This is a genomic window from Pseudomonas sp. B7(2017) (assembly GCF_002112745.1).
Classification (GTDB): domain Bacteria; phylum Pseudomonadota; class Gammaproteobacteria; order Pseudomonadales; family Pseudomonadaceae; genus Aquipseudomonas; species Aquipseudomonas ekonensis.
The window spans coordinates 1-22,884 of the sequence record NZ_NEIP01000024.1 but is presented as its reverse complement, the minus strand read 5'-3'; the positions used below and the strand labels follow the sequence as shown (position 1 = coordinate 22,884).

The 22,884-nt window shown below is 62.0% G+C and carries 24 protein-coding genes and 1 tRNA gene; 17 read left to right on the top strand and 8 right to left on the bottom strand.

All coding sequences use genetic code 11. The features are described 5' to 3' along the window. Together CAG29_RS26560 and CAG29_RS26555 are read left to right on the top strand one after the other, a co-directional pair. Positions 1–201, top strand: coding sequence for a hypothetical protein (locus CAG29_RS26560; protein WP_085584329.1), 201 nt, complete (start codon positions 1–3; stop codon positions 199–201). Between the two features lie 70 nt (positions 202–271). Continuing rightward, positions 272–347, top strand: a tRNA-Asn gene (locus CAG29_RS26555). A gap of 121 nt (positions 348–468) precedes the next feature. Here the strand turns inward: CAG29_RS26555 and CAG29_RS26550 are convergent. After that, the gene (locus tag CAG29_RS26550) at positions 469–1,989 is read right to left on the bottom strand and encodes a nucleobase:cation symporter-2 family protein (protein WP_085584331.1); all 1,521 of its coding nucleotides are present in this window, start codon (positions 1,987–1,989) and stop codon (positions 469–471) included. A gap of 255 nt (positions 1,990–2,244) precedes the next feature. Here CAG29_RS26550 and CAG29_RS26545 point away from each other — a divergent pair, with 255 nt between their 5' ends. Together CAG29_RS26545 and CAG29_RS26540 are read left to right on the top strand one after the other, a co-directional pair. After that, the gene (locus tag CAG29_RS26545; protein WP_085584333.1) at positions 2,245–2,529 is read left to right on the top strand and encodes a BrnT family toxin; all 285 of its coding nucleotides are present in this window, start codon (positions 2,245–2,247) and stop codon (positions 2,527–2,529) included. A 3-nt stretch (positions 2,530–2,532) separates the two neighbouring features. Then, positions 2,533–2,859: a BrnA antitoxin family protein gene (locus CAG29_RS26540; protein WP_085695395.1), complete on the top strand. Its 327-nt coding sequence runs from the start codon at positions 2,533–2,535 to the stop codon at positions 2,857–2,859. A gap of 3 nt (positions 2,860–2,862) precedes the next feature. Here the strand turns inward: CAG29_RS26540 and CAG29_RS26535 are convergent, their stop codons facing one another. Then, positions 2,863–3,690, bottom strand: a complete 828-nt coding sequence (locus CAG29_RS26535) for an arylamine N-acetyltransferase (protein WP_085657060.1) — start codon at positions 3,688–3,690, stop codon at positions 2,863–2,865. 200 nt (positions 3,691–3,890) lie between these two features. On the opposite strand from CAG29_RS26535, the gene CAG29_RS26530 reads away from it, so the two are divergent. Beyond that, complete coding sequence (locus CAG29_RS26530; RefSeq protein WP_085695394.1) at positions 3,891–4,481, top strand: GNAT family N-acetyltransferase; 591 nt, start codon at positions 3,891–3,893, stop codon at positions 4,479–4,481. An 18-nt stretch (positions 4,482–4,499) separates the two neighbouring features. Here the strand turns inward: CAG29_RS26530 and CAG29_RS26525 are convergent, their stop codons facing one another. Together CAG29_RS26525 and CAG29_RS26520 are read right to left on the bottom strand one after the other, a co-directional pair. Next, positions 4,500–6,071, bottom strand: a complete 1,572-nt coding sequence (locus CAG29_RS26525) for a sensor domain-containing diguanylate cyclase (protein WP_085584342.1) — start codon at positions 6,069–6,071, stop codon at positions 4,500–4,502. Between the two features lie 501 nt (positions 6,072–6,572). Continuing rightward, the gene (locus CAG29_RS26520) at positions 6,573–7,241 is read right to left on the bottom strand and encodes a ribonuclease T2 (RefSeq protein WP_085584344.1); all 669 of its coding nucleotides are present in this window, start codon (positions 7,239–7,241) and stop codon (positions 6,573–6,575) included. 165 nt (positions 7,242–7,406) lie between these two features. Between CAG29_RS26520 and CAG29_RS26515 the strand changes: the two genes are divergently transcribed. The 8 genes from CAG29_RS26515 (at position 7,407) to CAG29_RS26480 (ending at position 14,608) form a co-directional block, all read left to right on the top strand. Then, positions 7,407–7,892: a hypothetical protein gene (locus CAG29_RS26515; RefSeq protein ID WP_085695393.1), complete on the top strand. Its 486-nt coding sequence runs from the start codon at positions 7,407–7,409 to the stop codon at positions 7,890–7,892. A 161-nt stretch (positions 7,893–8,053) separates the two neighbouring features. Then, on the top strand, positions 8,054–8,803 hold the full coding sequence (locus tag CAG29_RS26510; protein WP_085630682.1) for a SinI family restriction endonuclease: 750 nt from the start codon (positions 8,054–8,056) through the stop codon (positions 8,801–8,803). Positions 8,804–8,979: 176 nt separating this feature from the next. Continuing rightward, positions 8,980–10,692 (top strand): copper resistance system multicopper oxidase, encoded by a 1,713-nt coding sequence (locus tag CAG29_RS26505; protein WP_085695392.1) that lies wholly within the window; start codon positions 8,980–8,982, stop codon positions 10,690–10,692. A 10-nt stretch (positions 10,693–10,702) separates the two neighbouring features. Next, the gene (locus CAG29_RS26500; RefSeq protein WP_085695391.1) at positions 10,703–11,578 is read left to right on the top strand and encodes a copper resistance protein B; all 876 of its coding nucleotides are present in this window, start codon (positions 10,703–10,705) and stop codon (positions 11,576–11,578) included. Positions 11,579–11,630: 52 nt separating this feature from the next. Then, on the top strand, positions 11,631–12,005 hold the full coding sequence (gene copC, locus CAG29_RS26495) for a copper homeostasis periplasmic binding protein CopC (RefSeq protein ID WP_085584356.1): 375 nt from the start codon (positions 11,631–11,633) through the stop codon (positions 12,003–12,005). 3 nt (positions 12,006–12,008) lie between these two features. Then, positions 12,009–12,938 (top strand): copper homeostasis membrane protein CopD, encoded by a 930-nt coding sequence (gene copD / locus CAG29_RS26490; protein ID WP_085695390.1) that lies wholly within the window; start codon positions 12,009–12,011, stop codon positions 12,936–12,938. A 73-nt stretch (positions 12,939–13,011) separates the two neighbouring features. After that, positions 13,012–13,692 (top strand): SinI family restriction endonuclease, encoded by a 681-nt coding sequence (locus tag CAG29_RS26485; RefSeq protein WP_170929995.1) that lies wholly within the window; start codon positions 13,012–13,014, stop codon positions 13,690–13,692. 124 nt (positions 13,693–13,816) lie between these two features. Beyond that, positions 13,817–14,608 carry a transporter substrate-binding domain-containing protein gene (locus tag CAG29_RS26480; protein ID WP_085630692.1) on the top strand — a complete coding sequence of 264 codons (792 nt, stop codon included), beginning with the start codon at positions 13,817–13,819 and terminating at the stop codon, positions 14,606–14,608. 2 nt (positions 14,609–14,610) lie between these two features. Here CAG29_RS26480 and CAG29_RS26475 read toward each other — a convergent pair whose 3' ends face one another. From CAG29_RS26475 to CAG29_RS26465, 3 genes are all read right to left on the bottom strand, one after another. Beyond that, complete coding sequence (locus CAG29_RS26475) at positions 14,611–14,820, bottom strand: hypothetical protein (RefSeq protein ID WP_085695389.1); 210 nt, start codon at positions 14,818–14,820, stop codon at positions 14,611–14,613. A gap of 150 nt (positions 14,821–14,970) precedes the next feature. Beyond that, a complete protein-coding gene (locus CAG29_RS26470) occupies positions 14,971–15,333 on the bottom strand; it encodes a DUF6124 family protein (RefSeq protein WP_085695388.1) in 363 nt (120 codons plus the stop codon). Positions 15,334–15,728: 395 nt separating this feature from the next. Next, positions 15,729–16,304, bottom strand: a complete 576-nt coding sequence (locus tag CAG29_RS26465; protein ID WP_139831534.1) for a hypothetical protein — start codon at positions 16,302–16,304, stop codon at positions 15,729–15,731. A 210-nt stretch (positions 16,305–16,514) separates the two neighbouring features. Here CAG29_RS26465 and dusA point away from each other — a divergent pair, with 210 nt between their 5' ends. After that, entirely contained in the window at positions 16,515–17,510 is a 996-nt protein-coding gene (gene dusA, locus CAG29_RS26460) for a tRNA dihydrouridine(20/20a) synthase DusA (protein ID WP_085695387.1), read from the top strand. 44 nt (positions 17,511–17,554) lie between these two features. On the opposite strand, the gene CAG29_RS26455 is transcribed toward dusA, so the two are convergent. Further along, positions 17,555–18,385, bottom strand: a complete 831-nt coding sequence (locus CAG29_RS26455) for an undecaprenyl-diphosphate phosphatase (RefSeq protein ID WP_085584461.1) — start codon at positions 18,383–18,385, stop codon at positions 17,555–17,557. 536 nt (positions 18,386–18,921) lie between these two features. Between CAG29_RS26455 and CAG29_RS26450 the strand changes: the two genes are divergently transcribed. From CAG29_RS26450 to CAG29_RS26440, 3 genes are all read left to right on the top strand, one after another. Further along, positions 18,922–19,665: a winged helix-turn-helix domain-containing protein gene (locus CAG29_RS26450; RefSeq protein ID WP_085584463.1), complete on the top strand. Its 744-nt coding sequence runs from the start codon at positions 18,922–18,924 to the stop codon at positions 19,663–19,665. Between the two features lie 303 nt (positions 19,666–19,968). Further along, positions 19,969–20,628 (top strand): helix-turn-helix domain-containing protein, encoded by a 660-nt coding sequence (locus CAG29_RS26445; RefSeq protein WP_085584465.1) that lies wholly within the window; start codon positions 19,969–19,971, stop codon positions 20,626–20,628. Positions 20,629–21,011: 383 nt separating this feature from the next. Next, on the top strand, positions 21,012–22,406 hold the full coding sequence (locus CAG29_RS26440; protein WP_085656916.1) for an undecaprenyl-phosphate glucose phosphotransferase: 1,395 nt from the start codon (positions 21,012–21,014) through the stop codon (positions 22,404–22,406). The last annotated feature ends 478 nt before the right edge of the window (positions 22,407–22,884 follow it).

Below are 22,884 nucleotides of genomic sequence, written 5' to 3'. Positions count from 1 at the left end.
ATGAAAAACGACGACCTGCGCGCCGACCGCGACGAGCTCGACTACTATCCTCCACGTGCTTCCGGCAAGCGCGAGCGCAGCCTGGTGCTGCAAGTGGCGGCCGGGGTGTTTCTCGGCGGCCTGGCCCTGTGGCTGGTGCAGTTGGGGGCCACGGCGTTGTACGCCAAACTGCTGATGGGCACCCTGACCTTCGGCGGCTGATGCGCCTTGGCCAAAAAGTTTCATGCGGATGCTTGACTAGTCCAATTAAATCAGTAAGATACGCACCAATTCCGCAATAGCTCAGTTGGTAGAGCAAGTGACTGTTAATCACTGGGTCCCTGGTTCGAGTCCAGGTTGTGGAGCCAAATAGCAAAGCCCCTGAATCGAAAGGTTCAGGGGCTTTTTTGTGGCCGACGGAAAAGCTCCGCCAAGCAAAACGCCGCGCTGTCCTGTCGACAGTGCGGCGTTGTTCATTTCAGGCGCCGGTCAGACGTGCTCGCCGCTCTTGCTGTGCGCCTTCGGGGCACCGTGCCCATGGTCATGATCCGCTTCGACCACCGGCACTTCATTGCCGTCGCAGTCATGCAGCTTGCCGTCGCTGAAGTAGTCCCCTTCACGCAGCGCCGCCAGGTCCTGATAGCGCAGCACCCGCTCGGCCGCCGCCGCGAACACCGACTGCTGATCCGAGTTGCCGACCGTGAAGTGGTTGAAGGTCAGGTTCAGCACGATCGCCATGATCGCCGAGGAACTGATGCCGGAATGGAAAATGGTCGCGAACCAGCTCGGGAAGTGATCGTAGAAGTTCGGCGCAGCGATCGGGATCATGCCGAAGCCGATCGAGGTGGCGACGATGATCAGGTTGACGTTGTTGCGGTAATCGACCTTGGACAAGGTACGGATGCCGCTGGCCGCCACGGTGCCGAACAGCACGATGCCGGCGCCGCCCAGCACCGAGGTCGGCACCGCTGCGATCACCCGGCCCATGAACGGCAGCAGGCCCAGGATCACCAGGAACAGGCCGCCAGTGGCCACCACGTAGCGGCTCTTGATGCCGGTGACCGCCACCAGCCCGACGTTCTGGGCGAACGCGCTCTGGGTGAAGGAGCCGAAGATCGGCGCGAGCACGCTCGACAGCATGTCCGCCCGCAGGCCGTTGCCCAGACGCTTGGAGTCGACCTTGGTGTCGATGATCTCACCGACCGCCAGAATGTCCGCCGAGGTCTCCACCAGCGTCACCATGACCACGATGCACATCGACAGGATCGCGGCGAAATGGAACGTCGGCATGCCGAAATGGAACGGCGTCGGGAAGCCGAACATCGGCCCCTGGCTGACGCCGGAAAAGTCCGCCATGCCGAGGAACACCGCCAGCACCGTGCCGATCACCATCGCCAGCAGGATCGACAGGCGCGAAATGGTCGCACTGCCGATCTTGCTCAACAGCAGCACCAGCACCAGCGTCACCGCCGCCAGGCCGATGTTCTCCATGCTGCCGAAGTTCTCCGCATGGCTGTTGCCGCCCATCGCCCAGCGCGCCGCCACCGGCATCAGCGTCAGGCCGATGGTGGTGATGACGATGCCGGTGACCAGTGGCGGAAAGAACTTGGTGATGCGTGAGAACACCGGGGTGATCAGCAAGCCGATCAGCGACGCCGCGATCACGGCGCCGAGCACCGACTGAAAGCCGCCCTCCCCGCCGCTGCTGACGATTGCCACCATGGTCGCGACGCCGGAGAACGACACGCCCTGCACCAACGGCAACTGGCAGCCGAAGAACGGCAGCCCCAGGGTTTGCAGCAACGTGGCCAATCCCCCCGCAAACAACGACGCAGCAATCAACAAACCGATGTCCGCCGGCGAGAGCCCGGCCGCCTGGCCGATGATCAGAGGCACCGCGACGATACCGCCATACATGGTCAAAACATGTTGCAGGCCGTAAGCCATATTCGCGCCGACCCCGAGATTTTCGTCCTCGGGCCGTGGGTGTGAGACATGGGGCGTTTTCATGGTGGGGGGATTCCCTGGTTTTTGTTGTGCGCACACTGTATTCAAGAGTCGGGACAAATGTCCATAGACTTGTATACAACTTGCCGATCACAAAATGGTTCGGCAGCCACCCGACCTTGTGGCCCGGTGCTTTCACCCCCCACAAATCCGGCAATACATCCGCGCCGGGCTCCTCTCGTTATCACTCTAGGCTGAAGTGTTCAGGGCGACCGGCGGTAGCGCCGTTCACTTCTATATACATATAAAGTATGCATAATGAGTTCATTCGAGATTCAATACGACAAAGCCAAGAACGCCGCCAACAAACTCAAGCACAAGGGCATCAGCCTTGCCGAGACGGAACCGGTGTTTCACGACGAACGCGCACTGACGCTGGAAGACAACGACCATGACGAACCGCGCTGGATCACCCTCGGCCTCGATGGCAAGGGCCGGCTGCTGGCGGTCGCGTACAGCTACCGGGAACCGAATGTCGTTCGAATCATTTCTGCGCGCACCGCAACGCCGAGCGAGCGGCGCCAGTACTTTTGGGAGACTTGAACCATGAAAGACGAATACGACTTCAGCGAGGCCAAACGGGGATCCGTCGCCGCCTCCAAAGGCAAGACGCGCATCACCATCATGCTCGACGACGCCGTCATCGACGCCGCCCGCACGGTGGCCGAGCGCGAGGGCTACGGCTACCAGACGGTGATCAACAACACCCTGCGCCACAGCTTGCTCGACGGCAGCGGCACATCCGCCCAGGCCGGTGACGGCGGGCGCCTGAAGCCAGGCATCAGTGCCGCCGACCTCAAGGCCCTGGAAAAGAAACTGGCGGCGGCCGCAGGCGAGATCCGCCGGGTGCTGGAGGCGGACGCCAAGCCCTAGGGCTCACGACGGCCGGATCAGCCTTTCGAGCGCCGGGCGCAGTTGCTCGTGCATGGGCACCCGCAGGCCGAACTCGCGCTCCAGCAGCCCGATCAACTCATCGACGTCCGTCACCTCGCGGCGCTCGCTTTCGGCACCGATGCGGTGGATGGCGAAGCTGCCGTTGTTCAACGTGCGCCGCCAGCCGTCCCCGGTGCGCGCAACCATCAGCCGCTGGGCGAACGGCGAGTCGGGGTGGGTCGAGACGTACCAGTTGCCGAGGGTGTAATCGATGTCTTCCTGGCGCTGCAGGTCGAACAAGTACATCGGCCGCCACTCGCCGGCGACATTGGCTTGCAGCATGTAGCCGTCGGCCTGCACCTCGATGCGGTAGGGTTCGTGGGGCGTGCGCTGCTGCGCTTCGGTGTCGAGCGCCAACGGCGCGGTGGGCACCATGCCGCCGAAGCCGACGTCCGTGATGTAGCGCACGCCGTCGAGGGTCACCAGGCTCAGGCGGTGGGTCCGCGCCGTCCAACTGCCCTCGGGTTGGTTCATCACCACCCGGCCGCTGATGCCGCGGGCGTCGAAGCCCAGCTCCAGCAGCAAGGCCAGGAACAGGTTGTTGAGTTCATAGCAGTAGCCGCCGCGCCCTTCATGCAGGACCTTGCGCTCCACCGACGCCAGGTCGATCGGCACCGGTCGGCCGGCGATCGTCGACAGGTTCTCGAAGGGAAAGGCGCCGGTATGGCGCAACTGCAACTGGCGCAGGGTCTCGAGGGTCGGCGCCGGGGGCGCCTCGAAGCCCAGGCGCCGCAGATACAGGGTCGAATCGCTCAGGCGTGGCTCGGTCATTGCTGGGTCCTTATGCATGGGGCCGCGGATCATTCCGCCGATGGCCGACATGTATACGGGGTCCCGACCGGGAATCGACAATTGATTTCGCCAATCGCTTGGGGCGCTCTTTCCTTGTTCGATCCACCTCCCCCGCTTGCGTGGGGCCTGCCCGGTGCGGCGTAATGGTCGCCCGCCCGAACCGCCGAGAGCCACCCGCCATGCAAACCACCCTGGAAGGCCGGGGCATCGTCCTGCGCCCTCTCCAATACGCCGACGCCGACGCCCTGCTCCAGGCCGCCGCCGACGGCGAACTGTGGAACCTGACCGTCACCGTGGTGCCTTCGGCGCTCACCGTCGACGGCTACCTGAAGAAGGCCCTGGACGGGCGCGACGCCGGCACCGTGATGCCCTTTGCGATCGTGCTCAAGGCCACCGGCCAGGTGATCGGCTCGACCCGCTTCTGGAAGATCGACCCGCTCAACCGCAAGCTGGAGATCGGCAGCAGCTGGATCGCCGCAACCTGGCAGAAGACCTTCGTCAACACCGAAGCCAAATACCTGATGCTGCGCCACGCCTTCGACGTGCTCGGCTGCGTGCGGGTGCAGTTCACCACCGACGAGACCAACCAAAAGTCGCGCAACGCCATTCTGCGCCTCGGCGCACAGCAAGAAGGCATCGTGCGCCACGAGCGGATCATGCCCGATGGCCGAAAGCGCAACTCGGTTCGCTTCAGCATCATCGACGACGAATGGCCGCAGGTGCGCCTGAACCTTGAAAAGAGACTGTCCGGCTACGCCGTCGGCGACTGAACCGGCCCCTGCACGCGATCAGCGGTCCGAGCGCATCAGCTCGCCGATGCCGCCGTCGTAGGAGAACACCGCCGCACGGTTGCGCCCGGCGTTCTTGGCCTGGTAGAGAGCGGCATCGGCGCGCTGGATGAACGTTTCGATGCTGTCCCGGCCATTGGGGATGAAGGCGTAGCAGCCCAGGCTCACCGTCAGGTAGCCGGTGGGCGAACCGCTGTGGGAAATGTTCCGGTCCATGACGGCGCGCCGGATCTGTCCGGCAATCGCCAACGCCCCGTTGATGTCGGTGTCCGGCAACAGCACCGCGAATTCCTCGCCGCCGTAGCGCACCGCCAGATCAGATTTGCGCTGGCAGCAGCCCTTCACCGCCTGGGCGACCTGCGCCAGGCAATGATCGCCCGCCACATGGCCATAGGCATCGTTGTAGCGCTTGAAGAAGTCGATATCGAGCATGATCAGGCTGACCGGGCTCGACTGCCGCGCGCCCCGGGCGAACTCCACCGCCAACGATTGCTCGAACAGGCGCCGGTTGGCCAGCCCGGTCAGGCTGTCATGGGTGGCGATCTGCTCCAGCGCACGCTGTGCCTTGCGCAGGTTCTTCTCGATCCGCTCGCCGTCGCGCACCTGATGGATGAACACCCAGCCGAACAGGCCGACGCCGAGTATCACCAGCGCGACGATCACGCTGGACTGAAAGGCCCGGGCGTGCCAGCCCTCCAGGATCGTGTCCCGCGAGGACGACGCCGCGACCACCAGCGGAAAGGCCTGCAACTGCCGATAGCCGTAGAGCCGCGTCACGCCGTCGATCACCGAATCGATCATCGCGGTGCCCGCCGGCGCGTTGGGCAGCAGCCGCTGATAGATTTCGCCCTGGGCCAGCGACGTGCCGATCAAGGCGTCATCGAACGGCCGGCGGGCGAGCAAGGTGCCGTCGGTCAGGCCGAGGAACATGGTGCCGTTGTCGTCGAGGCTGAAGCTTTTGAAAAAGCGGTCGAAGTACGACATCTTGATCCCGGCCAGCAGCACGCCCTGGAAGTTGCCGAGCCGGTCGTTCACCCGCTTGGAGATCGGGATGATCCACTCGCCGTTCTCCCGGCTGCGGATCGCCGGGCCGATGTGCGCCACCGTCGACTCGTTCTGCTGGTGAAACTTGAAGTACTCGCGGTCCGCCACGCCATTGCCCCGGGGCAAGTCGGGGAACGAGGTGATGACCCACTGCCCCTGGCGGTCGAACAGAAACAGCCCGTGCAGTTGCTCCAGTTGCTGCACCCGCCGGGCGAGGGTCTTCTGCAGTCTCGGCCGCTGGGCCGCGCCATAGCCGTCATCCTGGATCCAGTCCACCAGGCTGGTCAGCACCAGGTCCGCCGCCTGGAAGGTGTCTTCGGCCTGCTGGGCCATCGCCCGCGTCAGGTTGGCCGAGGCCATCTGCGCGATCGCCAGGTCCTGGCGCCGCGACTGCTCCAGTTGCAGGTACAGCAGGCCGAACAGGCACAGGCACACCGCGACGATGAACAGCACCGCCGCTTTGCGCAGCGGCAGGCGTTTCAACGTGCCGCCGGGCGGCTGGTGCGGGTCGTGGATTGGGATTGGCAAAAACGTGTCCTGGGCAGGTACTGCAAGGGCGCGGGCCCGAAACCCTTGGTTTCCGTGAGCGTAGTCCACCCGATTGTAAGGGGCAACCGGGTGCTACCGGCACAATCCCGGCCCGATGGATATCGGCACATAACGGTTTTGGATAACCGTTGCGCGTCGATTTATTTTTCTTGAGCGGCGATGCGAAGGGAACTCTAGGAACCGGCCTGCCGGCGGTGGTGGAATGTCTGACGCATCTAGGCTGGATGGGCTGACGCCATCGCTGGCAAGTCGAGTCGTCGCACCGCAGCTCCCACAGGTATCGTGGATCACCGAAAACCACTGTTGGAGCGAGCTTGCCCGCGATGAGGCCGACACTGCCGACATCTCTGCTGCCTGACACTCCGCCATCGCCAGCAGGCTGGCTCCCACATGGCGTTGCGGTGGCCGCAGATTCTGCATTCACCCAAATTCTCTGTAGGAGCCAGCCTGCTGGCGATGGCGGTCTGTCTGGCGCCCGGATCAGCGCGACGGCGGCACGCGGATGTCACCGGAGCGGCACTGGGTCTTCACGCCCTTGCCGCAGGCGCCGAACTGCAGGTCCTTGCCCATGCACACCCGTACTTCCGACAGCTCCGGGCCGCTGCAGATCACGGCGATGCCGTTCGCCGGGATGCCCGGGTTGCTCTTGCGGAACAGGTCGGCGATCTCCTGCGCCTCGAAGTAATACGACTTGCTGAACGGCTGCAGCTCTTCAGGAATCTTCACCGCGGCCACAGCCTTGTCCGCCGCATCCAGATAGCCCATCGCGCCGAGGCCGCTGCAGGTGCCGTGCTTGGCCCATTCGTGGTTGAGCAGCTTGGGCGTCGGGAACAGGGTCATGCCCTTGGCGGTTTCCGCCGCCGACAGTGTCGTCACCGGCGGGCATGACTCCGGCCAGCCACCCCCGGCGTACTGCGGCCACAAGCCATGCAGGACGAAGCCGTAGCCCTTGCCGGAGCATTGCGCATCGTCCTTGTGGGTCAGGCAGAAGGTCGGCGACCACGACAGCGTCAGCAGGTAGTAGTCGAACACCCCCGCCACCGACTCCGTGGCCGCCTGCTTGCTGGCATGGCTCTGGCGCGCCGAAGCCGTCTGCAGGCCACCGGCCGTCAGCGCGATCAGCGCCAGAATTGTAAAAAGCTTTTTCATGTTCCCGCTCCTTGGGACGTCTGCGTCCGTGGTTTTGGTGAGCTGACCCGGTTCGGGCCAGGAGTCGATTGGGGCACGCTTGTGTTGCAAGCGCATGACGCAGGGCAAAACGTGCATTACTTTGAAAGGACTACGATTGAGCTGTCATCACCACAGGGAACCGACATGAGTAAAGCAGACGAACTGGCCGCGAAACTCAAACAGACCCGGCACACCCATGCAGACGAAATCACCTGCGCCGAACTGGAGATCGACTGCTGGCCCGCGCAAGTCTATGCCCTTTACCACCGCATCGAAGGCTGGCTGCAACCGGTGGCGGAAGTCGGCCTGAAGATCCGGCGCAACCCCACCCATGTCTGCGAAACCTCGCCCGACGGCGAAACCCACGACTACGCCATCGACCAACTGGTGATCGAAGCCAACCAGCACAGCCTGACGTTCGACCCGATTGCGCGGTTCACCGAAGACGGCGCCGGGAGAGTGGAAATACATTCCACGGGCGAGGAACTTGCACTGCTGCGCACCGTTGATGAACACGGGATCACCCACTGGTGGCTTCAAACCATCGAACCGTCCGGCCCACATCCTGATGCGGTGGCACTGACGGAGAGTGGCCTGCTCGCCATGGTGCAAACAGGGTTGTCGATCTGAGGGCGGTTCAAGCTTCGGGCTTCCTACCGAACAGAACTGGAAGTGAGATGACGCGCGGGCCGAAATCACCGGCTCGCGCCTGTCGTCAGCGATATTTCGGTTGACTTACACGAGTAGTGGCACCGTAGTATCGTCGATCGATACCCCTTCAGGCCTGTGATATGGATATACACCTAGCACGCGATCCCGTGGCGTTTGCCCGCGACGCCATGGAAGCGATCAACCCGGACATCGTCGAGCATTACGCTTGCCTCATCCAGTACCTGCTCATCAACCCCACAGATGGCGCTCAACGCAAAGGCTCTTCATTTCCTGTTGAATCGCCCCAATACATCGAATGGCTGGCAAAGAAGTTCGCTGCCGGTAGGACGGCAAGACACCCCAAACGTCCTCAAACCATACCGGATCCCATGGTATCGGTGATCCTTAACCAGTACTTCGACTGCCCGGAGGCCAATCTGGAGACGCTCAAGGAGGGGCACCTGCTGTCGATGGGGGCAGAAAACATTGTGGGGGATCTGCTGGAGCGCTACCTGGCATCCGTCCTTGAACCGAACGGTTGGGTCTGGTGTTCGGGATCGACGGTGACCGCCATTGACTTCATCAAACCGCCCTCACTTTACGAGGGGAACTGGACCGCTGTGCAGGTCAAAAACCGCAACAACACGGAAAACTCTTCGTCGACCACTGTGCGCAAAGGTAAACCCATTAAGCTTTGGCACCGAACGCATGCTCGCAAGACGGAAACCTACTGGCGGACTTTTCCGGATCCAGAGCTGACGCAGCTAATGTCGGAGGAAGGGTTCAAACACTTTGTCGGGCATTACCTGAACGCCCTGAAAGACCCGAACGCCTCACAGCCGCTGTTCAGGGCAGGCCATTCCAATCCAACAGCCGACCGTCGATCCTGATTTGAAACGCAACCCCGGGGAAGAAACGCCAGACCATACGCACGTCGATGACCGACCCACCGCGTTGCGCCGACAACCTGTCAAAACTGTAATCCGCCCCTCAGCCAACTGAAAGCTGCCGGCCGCTAGCCTCCCCGTCATTGCCGAACCAGACGGCTCGACGGGGATTTCCGCGCATGCATTCCAACACCTCCAGACGCACTTTCGTAAAGGGACTGGCCGCCGGCGGGCTGCTCGGCGGCCTCGGGCTGTGGCGCACGCCGGTCTGGGCCCAGGGCGACGCGGGCCTGCCCAACGCCTTGAGCGGCAGCGAATTCGATTTGTTCATCGGCGAGACCCCGGTCAATTTCACCGGTTCTCCCCGCACCGCCATGACCATCAACGGCGGCCTGCCCGGCCCGCTGCTGCGCTGGCGCGAGGGCGACACCGTGACGCTGCGCGTGCGCAACCGGCTCAAGGACAGCACCTCGATCCACTGGCACGGCATCCTGCTGCCGGCCGACATGGACGGTGTGCCGGGGCTGAGCTTTCACGGCATCGAGCCCGGCGGCGTGTACGTCTACCGGTTCAAGGTGCGGCAGAACGGCACCTACTGGTATCACAGCCATTCCGGGTTCCAGGAACAGTCCGGCGTCTACGGCCCGCTGATCATCGACGCCAAGGAACCGGAGCCGTTCCGCTACGACCGCGACTTCGTGGTGATGCTCAGCGACTGGACCGACGAAGACCCGGACAGCCTGATGAAGACCCTGAAGAAGCAGTCCGACTACTACAACTTCCACAAACGCACCGTCACCGACTTCATCCACGACGTCAGCGACAAGGGCTGGGGCGCCACCGTCGCCGACCGCACGATGTGGGCGCAGATGAACATGAACCCCACCGACATCGCCGACGTCAGCGGCGCCACCTACACCTTCCTGATGAACGGCCAGGCGCCCGACGCCAACTGGACCGGCCTGTTCCGCCCCGGCGAAAAGCTGCGCCTGCGCCTGATCAACGGCTCGGCCATGACTTACTTCGACGTGCGCATTCCGGGGCTGAAGATGACCGTGGTCGCCGCCGACGGGCTGCACGTCAAACCGGTCACGGTGGATGAGCTGCGCATCGCCGTGGCGGAAACCTACGACGTCATCGTCGAGCCCGCCGCCGAGGCCTACACCCTGTTCGCCCAGGCCATGGACCGCACCGGCTACGCCCGCGGCACCCTCGCCGCCCGCGCCGGCCTGTCGGCGGCGGTGCCGGCGCTGGATCCGCGGCCGCTGGTGACCATGGACGACATGGGCATGGGCGGCATGGACCACGGCAGCATGAACATGGACGACATGGCCGGCATGGATCATTCGGCCATGGGCATGGGCCCGATGCAGGCCCACCCCGCCAGCGAAAAGGACAACCCGCTGGTGGACATGCAAGCCATGACCACCGCCCCGAAACTCGACGACCCGGGCCTGGGCCTGCGCAACAACGGGCGCAAGGTGCTGACCTACGCCGACCTGCGCAGCGCCTTCGAAGACCCCGACGGCCGCGACCCCGGCCGCACCATCGAGCTGCACCTGACCGGGCACATGGAGAAGTTCGTCTGGTCGTTCAACGGCGTGAAGTTCTCCGACGCCGAGCCCCTGCGCCTGAAGTACGGCGAGCGCATCCGCCTGGTGCTGGTCAACGACACCATGATGACTCACCCCATCCACCTGCACGGTCTGTGGAGCGACCTGGAGGACGAGAACGGCGACTTCCAGGTGCGCAAGCACACCATCGACATGCCCCCCGGCACCCGCCGCAGCTACCGGGTGACCGCCGACGCGCTCGGCCGTTGGGCCTACCACTGCCATCTCCTGTACCACATGGAAATGGGCATGTTCCGTGAAGTCCGCGTGGAAGAATGAGGGGCCGACCATGATCCGATTCGCAGCGTTACCCGTTTTGCTCACCGGCACCCTGTCCACGGCCATGGCCGCCAGCGACATGGCCGGCATGGACCACAGCCAGATGCCCGGCATGGACGCATCCGCCCTGCAGGCGATGGATGACGGCGGCATGCAGCCCGCCGCGCCGACCGAAAGCCGCACGCCGATCCCGGCCCTGACCGACGCCGACCGCGCCGCCGTGTTCAACAGCCCCGGCGGCCACAAGGTGCATGACAGCGCCGTCCACACCTACTTCCTCGCCGACAAGCTCGAATGGCAGGACGCCGACGACGCCAGCGTGCTGGCCTGGGACGTATCGGGCTGGATCGGCGGCGACACCGATCGGCTGTGGCTGCGTTCCGAGGGCGAGCGCAGCAACGGCCGCACCGAAGACGCCGAGCTCCAGGCCCTCTGGGGCCACGCGATCTCGCCGTGGTGGGACGTGGTCAGCGGCGTGCGCCAGGACTTCAAGCCCGGCGCCCCGCAGACCTGGGCCGCGTTCGGCCTGCAAGGCATGGCGCTGTACAACTTCGAGGCCGAAGCCACGGCGTTCCTCGGCGAGGGCGGCCAGAGCGCCATCCGGCTGGAGGGCGACTACGACATCTTGCTGACCAACCGCCTGATCCTGCAGCCGACCGCCGAACTCAACGTCTACGGGCAGAACGACCCGCAGCGCGGCATCGGCGCCGGGCTCGCCAACACCGAGGCAGGCCTGCGCCTGCGCTACGAGATCCGCCGCGAATTCGCGCCGTACATCGGCGTCACCTGGAACCGCACCTACGGCAACACCGCCGATTTCGCACGGGAGGAAGGCGAAGACCGCAGCGAAACGCGCCTGGTGCTCGGCGTGCGGCTGTGGTTCTGACCCCTTCACCCATCCCAAAAAAACACCGCCCCCGAGCGGAAAGAGGCCTTGCATGCGCACCATCAAAACCGCCGTCGTACTCGCCACCGGACTGCTGCTGAGCGCCCAGGTCCTGGCCCACCCGAAACTGCTGTCGTCCACCCCCGCCGAAGGCGCGGACGGCGCCGCCCCCGAGAAGATCGAACTGCGCTTCTCCGAGCCGCTGACGACCCAGTTCTCTGGCGCCAAACTGGTGATGACCGAAATGCCCGGCATGGCCCACTCGCCCATGCCGATGAAGGCCCGGATCAGCGCCGGCAGCGACCCCAAGACCATGCTGGTCACCCCGCTGGCGCCGTTGCCGGCCGGCACCTATCAGGTGCAGTGGCGCGCGGTGTCGTCGGACACCCACCCGATCACCGGCAACGTCACGTTCAAGGTGAAGTGACCGATGGATGCGCTGATCAACGGCCTGCTGCGCCTGGCGTTGTATGGGGATCTGCTGCTGGTGTTCGGCGTGGCGTCGTTCGGCGTGTACAGCCTTAGCGGCGAACAGCGGCGCTCCGGCGCGGTGCTGGCGCTGCGCCCGATGCTGGCCTTATTGGCCGCACTGGGCGCGCTGCTGTCGGTGGCCGGCCTGGTGATGATGACTCGCAGCATGAGTGGCGAAACCGACCTCGCCGCCCTGTGGCCGCACCTGCAAATGATGTTGGGCGAAACCGATGTGGGAATGGCCTGGGCGGTGCGGGTCGGCGCGCTAGCGCTGGTGGGGCTGGCATTGACGATCCATCCGCGCAGGCCCGGCCTGAGCCTGTGGATCGCCTCGCTGGCCGGCGCCGTCGCCCTCGCCTCGCTGGCCTGGAGCGGCCACGGCGCGATGGACGAAGGGTCGCGCCGCGTGTGGCACCTGCTCAGCGACATCCTGCACCTGCTCGCCGTCGGCGCATGGCTGGGCGCCCTGCTCGCCTTGGTGCTGATGGCGCGAACCGACGCCAAGTTCGACGAAGCGCGGCTTAGGCTTTTGGCCTTTGCCGTCAAACGCTTCGAATGGGTGGGCGCGATGATTGTGGTGACGCTCACGGTCACCGGCGTGGCGAACTACCTGTTCATCGTCGGCCCGACGCTGGGCGAGATCCTGCTCGGCGCCTACGGCATCCTGCTGGCGGTCAAGGTGTTCCTGTTTGCGGGGATGCTGGTGCTGGCGGCGCTGAACCGCTTTCACCTCGGGCCGTTGCTGGAGCGGTCGTTGCGCGACGGTCAGCACCGGGTGGCGGCGAACGTGCTGCGCCGCAGCGTGGCGGTGGAGTTGGGGATTGCGCTGGTGATCGTGGGGTTGGTGGCGTGGTTGGGGACGTTGAGTCCCGAGATGGAGGGACAGTGATTGGATCCAGGTGTTGTACAAAACAACATCAAAGTGATATCAACCTCGCACCTCCACGATGTATGGACACCGCATGCCGTTCCCAGCCAATGCCCAAGCCGCCGCCCGTGCGGCCATGGAAGACGTCAACCCGGACCTGGTCGACCCGTTCGCCACGGTCGTCGAGTTCCTCAGCGCCAACCCCGAGTTCGCCCCCAAGGCCACCAAAGCGGCGCCGCTGGGCAGCGAGGCCTACATCGGCCGGCTGGCGCAAAAGTTCTCCAACGGCCGCGCCGCCAAACAGCTGATACTGCCCAGAACCGTTCAAGACCCGATCATCCCGGTGATCATGGGCGCGCACGGCAACTTCGCGCCCGAAGAGCTGCAAAAGATGCAGACCGCCCATGCCATCGCCATGGCCGCCGAAAACCTCACCGGCGACCTGCTCGAAGACTACATCGCCAGCAAAGCCGAACCCACCGGCTGGGTGCAGTGCTCCGGCTACACCACCAAAAAGGCCGACTTCATCAAGCGCGCGGACGACGGCTCGGGCGACTGGAAAATCCTCCAGATCAAGAACCGCGACAACTCCGAGAACTCGTCCTCGCGCTCCGTGCGCGAAGGCACGAACATCCTCAAGTGGCACCGCACGTTCGCCCGCAAGGAAGGCTCCAACTGGCACAACTTCCCGGACGCGCAACTGGCGCCGCAGTTGTCCGAGCAGGATTTCCAGGCCTACGTCGTCCAGCAGATGACCTCGAACAACCCGACGTAATCCACCGGCCGCAAAACCAAAGGGCGATCCGCAAGATCGCCCTTTTTCATGGATGCCCGCCCCTTCCGAACCACCCGCGCACTACACTGCGTCCACCTCCACTCCCCACAGAAGCCCCTCACCCATGACCACCCCAACCACCCGGATGATCTTCTGCGGCCTGCTGACCCTGGCCGGCGTCGCCCAAGCAGAGCCCACCCCTTCGCACCTGGACAGCGTCCAGCAACAAGGCCGGCTGCGCGTCTGCACCACCGGCGACTACAAGCCCTACACCTTCAAACGCGAAGACGGCGACTACGAAGGCATCGACATCGCCATGGCCCGCACCCTGGCCGACAGCCTCGGGGTCAAGGCCGAATGGGTGCCGACCACCTGGAAAACCCTGATGCCGGATATGCTGGCGGGCAAATGCGACATCGCCATGGGCGGCATCTCGGTGACGTTGGAGCGGCAGAAAAAGGCCTTCTTCAGCAACACCCTCGACGTCGACGGCAAGATCCCGCTGGTGCGCTGCGCCGACCAGGCCAAGTACCAGACCGTCGAACAGATCAACCAGCCCGGCGTGCGCCTGGTGGAACCCGCCGGCGGCACCAACGAAGCCTTCGTCCACGCCTTCCTGCCCAAGGCGCAACTGGCGCTGCACGACAACGTGACGATCTTCCAGCAACTGCTCGACAACAAGGCCGACGTGATGATCACCGACGCGTCCGAAGCACGCTACCAGCAGAAACTCAAACCGGGCCTGTGCGCCGTCAACCCGGACAAGTACATGCAGTACGGCGAAAAGGCCTACCTGCTGCCCCGCGACGACATCAGCTGGAAACTCTACGTCGACCAGTGGCTGCACCTGAGCAAGGTGACCGGCAAGTACCAGAAAGTGCTGGGCGAATGGATCGCCGCGCCCACGGCGCCCTGACCTCAATCGTCGTGCAACAGGCCCGAGCTGTACTGGTTGAAGTTGTTGCCGATGTTGCTCCCGCCGAACTTCAGGGTGTTGGCGTTACGGCCGTCCAGCGACTGGCAGTCGGCGGAGAAGCACGTGGTGGTGGTCATGCCGCCGCCCGAACAGGCGCTCAGGGCTGAAACGGCGGCGACGATCAACAACGCGTGAATAAATCGGGCATGCATGGCTGGGCTCCCTTGGGATGCGGTCGTGTCGCTCCCATCCTAGGCGCCCGGGGCGGGCGACAACATGAAACTTCACGGCTCGACAGCCGGGGTTCAGCATTGCCGCCCTGTCCTGCCCTATCGGCGACAGGCCAATCGCCGGGCCGTGGCTTACGTCTTCGGCTCGACGTTATCCAGCGCCTGATTCACCGCCACCTCGCTCAACATCACCAACTGCGCAATGCCCAACGCCATCCGCCGCTGCCCGGCGCCCAGCACGGCGGCGAAGTTATTGAGCATCTCCGACGCCGAACCGAGGTTCTCGCTGGCGTTGGCCAGCAGGGATTCGGTGTCGTACACCGGGTTGGCCAGGTACATGGGTTCGGATTCATGGGGAGTGCCCATGATCTGCGCGGTAGGGTTGAGGTAATGGTCGAGGGCGCGTTCGGCGGCTTCGTTGAGCTTTCGGGAATCGATGGATTCGTAGGGGGATGCGGGGTCGGTGAGGGGTGGGTTGGGTGTTGGTTTGATCATAGGTAACGCTCCATATGGGACTTAAGGAGCCGTCACCCTCGCTACCAAACGAAGGGTGGCGGCCATACGAAGGTTGGTAGACCGGCCCACATGGAAAATCCGGCGCGCCCGAAGACGCCCTGCGCATGGCCACCATCAAACAGATGCCGAAAAGGCACCTGCACAAGGTGACGCTTATGCGTCGTGTGGGAAGTCGGGCTACCAAACCCGATCACTGGTTTTCAGTGACCCTGGAACGATAAAACCCGTGCCCTAGACGCACAAGTCGGCGGATTCTGGCTTAGGTGTAGGGGGTGGTGCAAGGCTACGTGGGCAGTAGCCGACAACACAAACCAATGCTTAAACATGCACCGACCATTGCTGTTTAATTTTGCATTCAGCAATCTTGCGCCGCTCTAACGAAACAACAAAACCATCGCCCCAATCATCACCACGACAAGCATCACGGCGACCACAACCGCCAGTGCAGTGATTTTCTTGCTCAGGGTCGTATTGCTTTCTACTAGCTGTTTGATATGCAACGTATTGTCTATCACCGTTCTTTCAATCACGGTCCTTTCTGGTGCCAGACTCGACACCAAGGCCTGTTCGTTGTCGCTGGAGGTTTTATCGGCATAGGCAGCAATGATGCTACCGCCGGCCCCCGCACAGGCCAGCGAAATGACCTGTCCAAAAATCTCAAAATGGTCTACGGCATCAGAGGGCATGATCGACTTGTCGACAAAGATATAGAAAAACTTTGGATAGACCACTTGATAAAGCACACCTGCGCCTATCAGAAACACCCCTTTCAACACGCGGTCTTGCCTCATTTCAAGAAGCATCAGGAACAATACAAAGCAACTTAAAAATGCTGCATAGGTCGCAATTCTTGGGTGGCTGTAGACGCCAGCAACAGGCACTCCGAAAAACAGTATGCAAAACGCGACAATCGTCAGTACGCAAATCGAAACGTTAAATCCCTTTCTCATTTCTAGCAGTCCAAGGTAATGGCATGTGAAGCCAGGCACGGTAACACCGCGCTTTAAAACAGAAAGAAAAAACCGCAAAAGCAGGACTTCTCGATAGAAAAAATCCTCTCACCAGCTACCTGTCCGTCTGGCCAAAGCCCTTGAGCCCTTCGCGCTTCCAATCCTGATAAACTCCCCCACCTCCCAGCCCCACCCACTCCAGAACCGCCCATGTCCCCGATTACCGCCGCACCCGCCCCGCTCTCCCGTCGTTTTTCCGTCGCGCCGATGATGGACTGGACCGACCGTCATTGCCGGTTCTTCCTACGCCTGCTGTCGAAGAATGCCCTGCTCTACACCGAAATGGTCACCACCGGGGCGTTGCTCAACGGCGATCACGAGCGGTTCCTGCGGCACAACGAGGCGGAGCATCCGTTGGCGTTGCAGTTGGGCGGCAGTGTGCCGCTGGATCTGGCGGCGTGTGCGCGCATGGCGCAGGCGCATGGGTATGACGAGGTGAACCTGAACGTCGGTTGCCCGAGCGACCGGGTGCAGAACAACATGATCGGCGCGTGCCTGATGGGGCATCCGCAGTTGGTGGCCGATTGCGTGAAGGCGATGCGTGATGCAGTGTCGATTCCGGTGACGGTGAAGCACCGGATCGGGATCAACGGGCGGGACAGTTATGAAGAGCTGTGCGAGTTCGTCGGCACGGTGCGCGATGCCGGCTGCACCAGTTTCACGGTGCATGCGCGGATCGCGATTCTGGAGGGGCTGTCTCCGAAGGAGAACCGGGACATTCCCCCGCTGCGCTATGACGTGGCGGCGCGGTTGAAGGCGGATTTTCCGGAGCTGGAGATCATCCTCAACGGCGGGATCAAGACGATGGAGGCCTGCCGCGAGCATCTGCAGACCTTCGACGGCGTGATGCTGGGCCGCGAGGCGTACCACAACCCTTACCTGCTGGCCGAGGTGGACCAACAACTGTTCGGCAGCCAGGCGCCGGTGATCAGCCGGGCCGAGGCGCTGGCGCAGCTGCGGCCGTACATCGCCGAGCATCTGCTGGCCGGCGGCGCGATGCACCACATCACCCGCCATGTGTTGGGGCTGGGCACCGGGTTTCCGGGGGCGCGCAAGTTTCGTCAGTTGCTGTCGGTGGACATCCACAAGGCCAAGGATCCGCTGGCGCTGCTGGATCAGGCCGCCGGGCTGCTCGAAGGACGTTGAAAACTGTTTGGCCAGGCGGATCGCTCCGCCTGGCCGAATAGACGTCAGGCCGCCGCAGCGGTCCAGTTCACCCAGCCGAACAGCCAGGTCGCCAGGATCAGCAGACCGAAGGCGATCCGATACCAGGCGAACGCCGCGTAGCTGTGGTTCGCAATGAACTTCAGCAGCCCGCGCACGGCGATCATCGCGAAGATGAAGGCGATCACAAAGCCCAGGGCAAACACCGGCAGGTCGCCGGCCTGGAACAGTTCCCGGTACTTGTAGCCCGAGTACACCGCCGCACCGACCATGGTGGGCATCGCCAGAAAGAACGAGAACTCCGTGGCAGCCTTGCGCGACAGGCCGAACAGCAAGCCACCGATGATGGTCGACCCGGAGCGGGAAGTGCCCGGAATCATCGCCAGGCACTGTACGAAACCCACCTTCAGCGCGTCAGACCAACGCATGTCGTCGACATGGTCGACGCTCACCACGTGTTCCCGCCGTTCCGCCCACAGCATCACCACCCCGCCCACCACCAACGCGACGGCGACGGTGATCGGGTTAAACAAGTAGTGATGGATTTGGTCAGCAAACAGCACGCCCAACACCACGGCAGGCAGAAAGGCGATCAGCAGGTTCGCGGTGAAACGCTGGGCATTGCGCTGGGTCGGCAGGCCTTTGACGACTTCGAAGATCTTGGGCCGGAACGCCCAGACCACGGCCAGGATCGCCCCCAGTTGAATGATGATGTTGAACGCCATGGCGCGTTCGCCGCCGAACTCCAACAGATCCGCGACAATGATCTGGTGGCCTGTGCTGGAAATGGGCAAGAACTCGGTCAGACCTTCTACAGCCCCTAGTATCAACACCTGGAATAAGGTCCAGAAATCCATTAATCCTCCGTCAGATCGCTCTTGAAGAGCACTTCGTCCATTGCATTCAGAAATTGCGTCTATGATGTTAAACAGTTCGTGTATCCATACCCGACTGTTCTACTCGGCGACGGAGAATAGGCCTTATCAAAAGACGCACTCAAGCCATGTTATTAATCGTCCGAATACGAATTCATCGAAATAAATTTAGGGCCCGGGTGGAAAAATCGGCTTTGACCCAATAAAATGTGACCCGCCTCACATTATCCATTCACTTGAACAATGATCGATGCGCAGGCAGATAGTGGCAAAAGGGCATAAAAAACAAATCGCCACAGATACAAAATGATGGCACAATTCCACATCGCCATCATCTAACGCCTCCTCTTCCACTAGTTCACCCCTCCGAGAAAATCAACTAAAAGCTTGAAAAGCTTAGTTATTGTTAGAAAACTCGGGAGCCACGTCTAAAATCCGCGCAAATGTTACCAATTGTCAGTCACAGATGAGAAACTGTGCTTTAACATCCCGATGTCAGCACTTTTTCGAGTCAATGCATGATGCTTACAGGGAACTTGGCGACCACTAGAAGCCAACGCCGGACAAACGACGAGCCAGGTGTCCTCACCCTGGCCCGCACCCGTGGCGTGGCTGAACATTTCAGTGCGCTGGTCGCCAGGCACGTGCGGGCCGACATGGAGATCGAGGCCAACTCGTATGGCCGTTCATTTAAGCAACATGAACATTGCGGCTCGTATCGGGCCATCTTCATCGTGATCGACAGCCCCCAGGCGCTCGAAGAAAGCCTGGCGCTGGTGGAAGCGCTGCGCAGCGACAATCTCAAGCCGATCATTTGCGCCGTGCTCACAGGCCGCGGCGCCTTCAACAAGATCAAGTACTACCTGGCCGGCGCCGACTTCTGCATCAAGCTCAATACCCTCGCCGACGAAGGCGCAGAACTGCTGGCCGAGTTCTTCAACAGCGAAGAATGGCAACGGGATATCGACCTGGTGCTCGATCCCACGCGCATCTGCCTGTCCGACACCAGCAAGAAGCTGGACATCTCCTTCGCTGAAATGAAGATCCTGGAAGCGTTTGCGCAGACCGGCAATCACATACTCAGCCATGATGAAATCGCCAACATCATGGGGCTCAACACCAATTTCTACGACCCCCGGGCGCTGGAGAAGTCGATCAGCCGTCTACGTGGAAAAATCAAAGACATGTATGGTACAAACGCCATTCAGAGTATCCGTGGATACGGATACCGTCTGATGAGGGGGTTGATCTCAACCGCCTGAACCAAGGATAAGCCGTTTTTTTGCATGCATACGAAGGAGCGTCTGATGCAACCATATAAAGATCCTGGATCTCGTCGTTTCATTCATGTTTCAAATTCAATAATAAGTTGTCGATTGCATGAGCGCGGTGGCAACACCGAACCATAACAATAAAGCCCTGTTTCACGCAGCAGATCGAGTGAAGTCTATTCGAGGGCCACTTTCGAGCCCAGACCCTGCCTTATGGTTATTGCCAAGGTGGTTATTACTCGCCTGCCGAATATCTTTTAGCCAAATTTTGGCGTGCAGTTTTAGGAGAGAGACATGGAAACCAGTACCACCCTCCACCGAAAATATTTTGTCGTCGTGACACACAGCACTTCGTCGCAACGTGAACTTGAATCGATCCTGTCCAGTGAGCGGTTCAACTCGTTCGGCACGTCCCAGGCACAAATGTTCATCGAAGGTGTTGCGTCGCCCTCTTCCGCCCCCATGCTGATGGAGTTCACCTACCCGAGCGTCACAAGGAAGAATGTCGCGCGCAGTATCGAACACGACACGCAAAAGATATTGGCCACCCTCGAATCCGAGTGGCTGGCGGCCCAATCGGCCAACCCGTTCCACAGCCATCCGCCCGCGACGGCGGACACCGGCGGCATTGCCCGAACGATCGACGTCGACGCCGGCGGCTCCGAGGCCTGGCACCTGGACGACGATCATGGCGTATTGGTCAAGCAGGGTGTGGAGATCAGCCTCACCGGCCTTGAGACGGCGCTGGTACGCAAGATGCTGCACCATGAGGAGCGCGTCGTCAGCCGTGACGAATTGATCCTCAGCATCGGCCGGGAGCCTGAGCACTACCGCGGACTGGAGATGTGCCTGAGCCGCCTGCAGGACAAGTTCAAGAGCGCCAGCAACGGTGAGCGACTGTTTCGTGCCGTGCGCAACCGAGGCTACTGCCTGATTCAGGAAGTCGTCGCGTAACCACGGCTTTGAATATGTAAAACAAACGGAAACAGTGCAAAAACAAAAATAAAAAAGCACTCCTGTTTGACCTCCTCCCTTTTCCGAACGATCCCGCCTCCCACGCCTCCTACAGTATCAAACACAACATCATTTATTCACCCCTCCGCTTTTGACCTTTTCTAACGTCCGGAACTTCTTGCCACTCAATAGTTGGCACTGTGCCATCTTGTTAGAACTCGTCAGACACCATCCCCGGCAATAACTTAGTCTATTCAATGACGACAGTTCGGCATATCGACGCTGTTACCTCAGGACACTGGCTCCAACAAAAACAACAAGTCTATTTAACAACTCGGTTTTCAACTGTCGAAACCTGAATGGACGTCTTTTGGGGATATCGTATGGATCTTACTCTTCGTATCAACAGAAACACCGGCCTCAAGGGACTTACCTTCTGGGGCCAATGGGCATTGGCGCAGTGCTTTATTGTTTCACTGCTGTTCATATTGGCCGAGCAGCACACCGGCAAGGTCGAGTTCTATTACCGGATGTGCACCATGCTGGCGGTGCTGGCCTCGGTGCCGGCCTACACGTTCAGCGGCGCTTACCGAAAACGGGACAATTACCTGACCGGACTCGGCCGGCTGTTGGCAGGCTGGTCCATGACCATGGGCGCCCTGGCGTTCATCGCGTTCGTCTGCAAGGCCGATGAGCTGTTTTCGCCGCCGGTGATCCTGGACTGGGCCGTGTACGGCTTCCTCGGCCAGGCGTTGCTGTACGCGCCGCTGCATGCGTTCTCCAAGTACTACCAGCGCACCCGCAAGAGCGAGCACAAGACCCTGATCGTCGGCACCGGCGAACTGGCCCTGGGCCTGGCGAAGAAGCTGAACCAGAGCGAAAACCTGCCGCTGGTGGGGCTGGTGAGCAACGGCACCGCTCCTGCGCTTGAGGCGGGCGCACCGCGCGTCGTCGGCGCCCAGGAGGAATTGCTGGAGCTGATCCGCCGCCATGGCATCCGTCGCCTGTACATCACCCTGCCCCTGAGCGAAGCGGCGAAGATCGAAGCCATGTATGTCGATCTGCTGGACGCCAACGTCGACGTGGTGTGGGTGCCGGACCTGAACAGCCTGACGCTGCTCAACCACTCGGTGAAAGTCGTGGACGGCCTGCCGGCGATCTACCTGAACGAAAGCCCGCTGACCAGCCGACCGACCGCGGCGCTGAGCAAAAGCCTGGTGGAGAAAGCCGTGGCGCTGGTGGCCATCCTCCTGCTGAGCCCGGTGCTGCTGCTGATCGCGCTGGCCGTGAAGCTCAGCTCGCCGGGCCCGGTGTTCTTCAAGCAGGACCGCCACGGCTGGAACGGCAAGGTGATCCAGGTGTGGAAATTCCGCTCGATGCGCGTGCACGACGACCGTGAGGTCAAGCAGGCCAGCCGCAACGATTCGCGCATCACGGCGGTCGGCCGCTTCATTCGCCGCACCTCGCTGGATGAGTTGCCGCAGCTGTTCAACGTGCTGCAAGGGCACATGGCGCTGGTGGGCCCGCGTCCGCATGCCGTGGCGCACAACAACTACTACTCGGGCAAGATTCTCGCGTACATGGCACGCCACCGAATCAAACCGGGTATCACCGGCCTTGCCCAAATCAGCGGCTGCCGGGGCGAGACCGACACCCTCGACAAGATGCAGAAGCGCGTGGAGATCGACCTTCAGTACATCAACAACTGGTCGTTGTGGCTGGATGTGAAGATCCTGGTGAAGACGCCGTTCACGTTGTTGTCGAAGGACATCTATTGAGGGCCGGGCAGTAGAAGGCGCAAGGGGACGAAAGTCCCCTTTTTTGTGGGTGGTGTTTTTTGTGTGGAGGGTGCGTTTGCCTGCGGCGCCTGCAAGGGCGCCATCGCTGGCAAGTCGAATCGTCGCACCGAAGCTCCCACAGGGTTCTGTGGTGTGCTGGGATGTCGCGGACAGCCGAGATCCCTTGTAGGAGCCAGCCTGCTGGCGATGGCGGTGGGTCAGGCAACAGAGATGTCGGCAGTGCCGGCCTCATCGCTTGCAGGCAAGCTCCTACAGGTTTTGTGGTGCACATCGATTCTGCGGGCACCGGAGATACCTGTGGGAGCTGGCTTGCCAGCGATGGCGGTGGGTCAGGCAATAGAGATGTTGGCTGTGCCGGCCTCATCGCTGGCAAGCAAGCTCCCACAGGTTTTGTGGTGCGCATGGATTCTGCGGGCACCGGAGATACCTGTGGGAGCTGGCTTGCCAGCGATGGCGG

Bases quoted from the DNA above. Each gene is read 5' to 3' on its own strand.
- CAG29_RS26470 (WP_085695388.1), bottom strand. From the start codon at position 15,333: ATGATCAAACCAACACCCAACCCACCCCTCACCGACCCCGCATCCCCC.
- CAG29_RS26500 (WP_085695391.1), top strand. From the start codon at position 10,703: ATGATCCGATTCGCAGCGTTACCCGTTTTGCTCACCGGCACCCTGTCC.
- CAG29_RS26505 (WP_085695392.1), top strand. From the start codon at position 8,980: ATGCATTCCAACACCTCCAGACGCACTTTCGTAAAGGGACTGGCCGCC.
- CAG29_RS26455 (WP_085584461.1), bottom strand. From the start codon at position 18,385: ATGGATTTCTGGACCTTATTCCAGGTGTTGATACTAGGGGCTGTAGAA.
- CAG29_RS26440 (WP_085656916.1), top strand. From the start codon at position 21,012: ATGGATCTTACTCTTCGTATCAACAGAAACACCGGCCTCAAGGGACTT.
- CAG29_RS26560 (WP_085584329.1), top strand. From the start codon at position 1: ATGAAAAACGACGACCTGCGCGCCGACCGCGACGAGCTCGACTACTAT.
- CAG29_RS26540 (WP_085695395.1), top strand. From the start codon at position 2,533: ATGAAAGACGAATACGACTTCAGCGAGGCCAAACGGGGATCCGTCGCC.
- CAG29_RS26465 (WP_139831534.1), bottom strand. From the start codon at position 16,304: ATGAGAAAGGGATTTAACGTTTCGATTTGCGTACTGACGATTGTCGCG.
- dusA (WP_085695387.1), top strand. From the start codon at position 16,515: ATGTCCCCGATTACCGCCGCACCCGCCCCGCTCTCCCGTCGTTTTTCC.
- CAG29_RS26530 (WP_085695394.1), top strand. From the start codon at position 3,891: ATGCAAACCACCCTGGAAGGCCGGGGCATCGTCCTGCGCCCTCTCCAA.
- CAG29_RS26450 (WP_085584463.1), top strand. From the start codon at position 18,922: ATGATGCTTACAGGGAACTTGGCGACCACTAGAAGCCAACGCCGGACA.
- CAG29_RS26545 (WP_085584333.1), top strand. From the start codon at position 2,245: ATGAGTTCATTCGAGATTCAATACGACAAAGCCAAGAACGCCGCCAAC.
- CAG29_RS26550 (WP_085584331.1), bottom strand. From the start codon at position 1,989: ATGAAAACGCCCCATGTCTCACACCCACGGCCCGAGGACGAAAATCTC.
- CAG29_RS26510 (WP_085630682.1), top strand. From the start codon at position 8,054: ATGGATATACACCTAGCACGCGATCCCGTGGCGTTTGCCCGCGACGCC.
- CAG29_RS26520 (WP_085584344.1), bottom strand. From the start codon at position 7,241: ATGAAAAAGCTTTTTACAATTCTGGCGCTGATCGCGCTGACGGCCGGT.
- CAG29_RS26535 (WP_085657060.1), bottom strand. From the start codon at position 3,690: ATGACCGAGCCACGCCTGAGCGATTCGACCCTGTATCTGCGGCGCCTG.
- CAG29_RS26475 (WP_085695389.1), bottom strand. From the start codon at position 14,820: ATGCATGCCCGATTTATTCACGCGTTGTTGATCGTCGCCGCCGTTTCA.
- CAG29_RS26445 (WP_085584465.1), top strand. From the start codon at position 19,969: ATGGAAACCAGTACCACCCTCCACCGAAAATATTTTGTCGTCGTGACA.
- CAG29_RS26480 (WP_085630692.1), top strand. From the start codon at position 13,817: ATGACCACCCCAACCACCCGGATGATCTTCTGCGGCCTGCTGACCCTG.
- copD (WP_085695390.1), top strand. From the start codon at position 12,009: ATGGATGCGCTGATCAACGGCCTGCTGCGCCTGGCGTTGTATGGGGAT.
- copC (WP_085584356.1), top strand. From the start codon at position 11,631: ATGCGCACCATCAAAACCGCCGTCGTACTCGCCACCGGACTGCTGCTG.
- CAG29_RS26485 (WP_170929995.1), top strand. From the start codon at position 13,012: ATGCCGTTCCCAGCCAATGCCCAAGCCGCCGCCCGTGCGGCCATGGAA.
- CAG29_RS26515 (WP_085695393.1), top strand. From the start codon at position 7,407: ATGAGTAAAGCAGACGAACTGGCCGCGAAACTCAAACAGACCCGGCAC.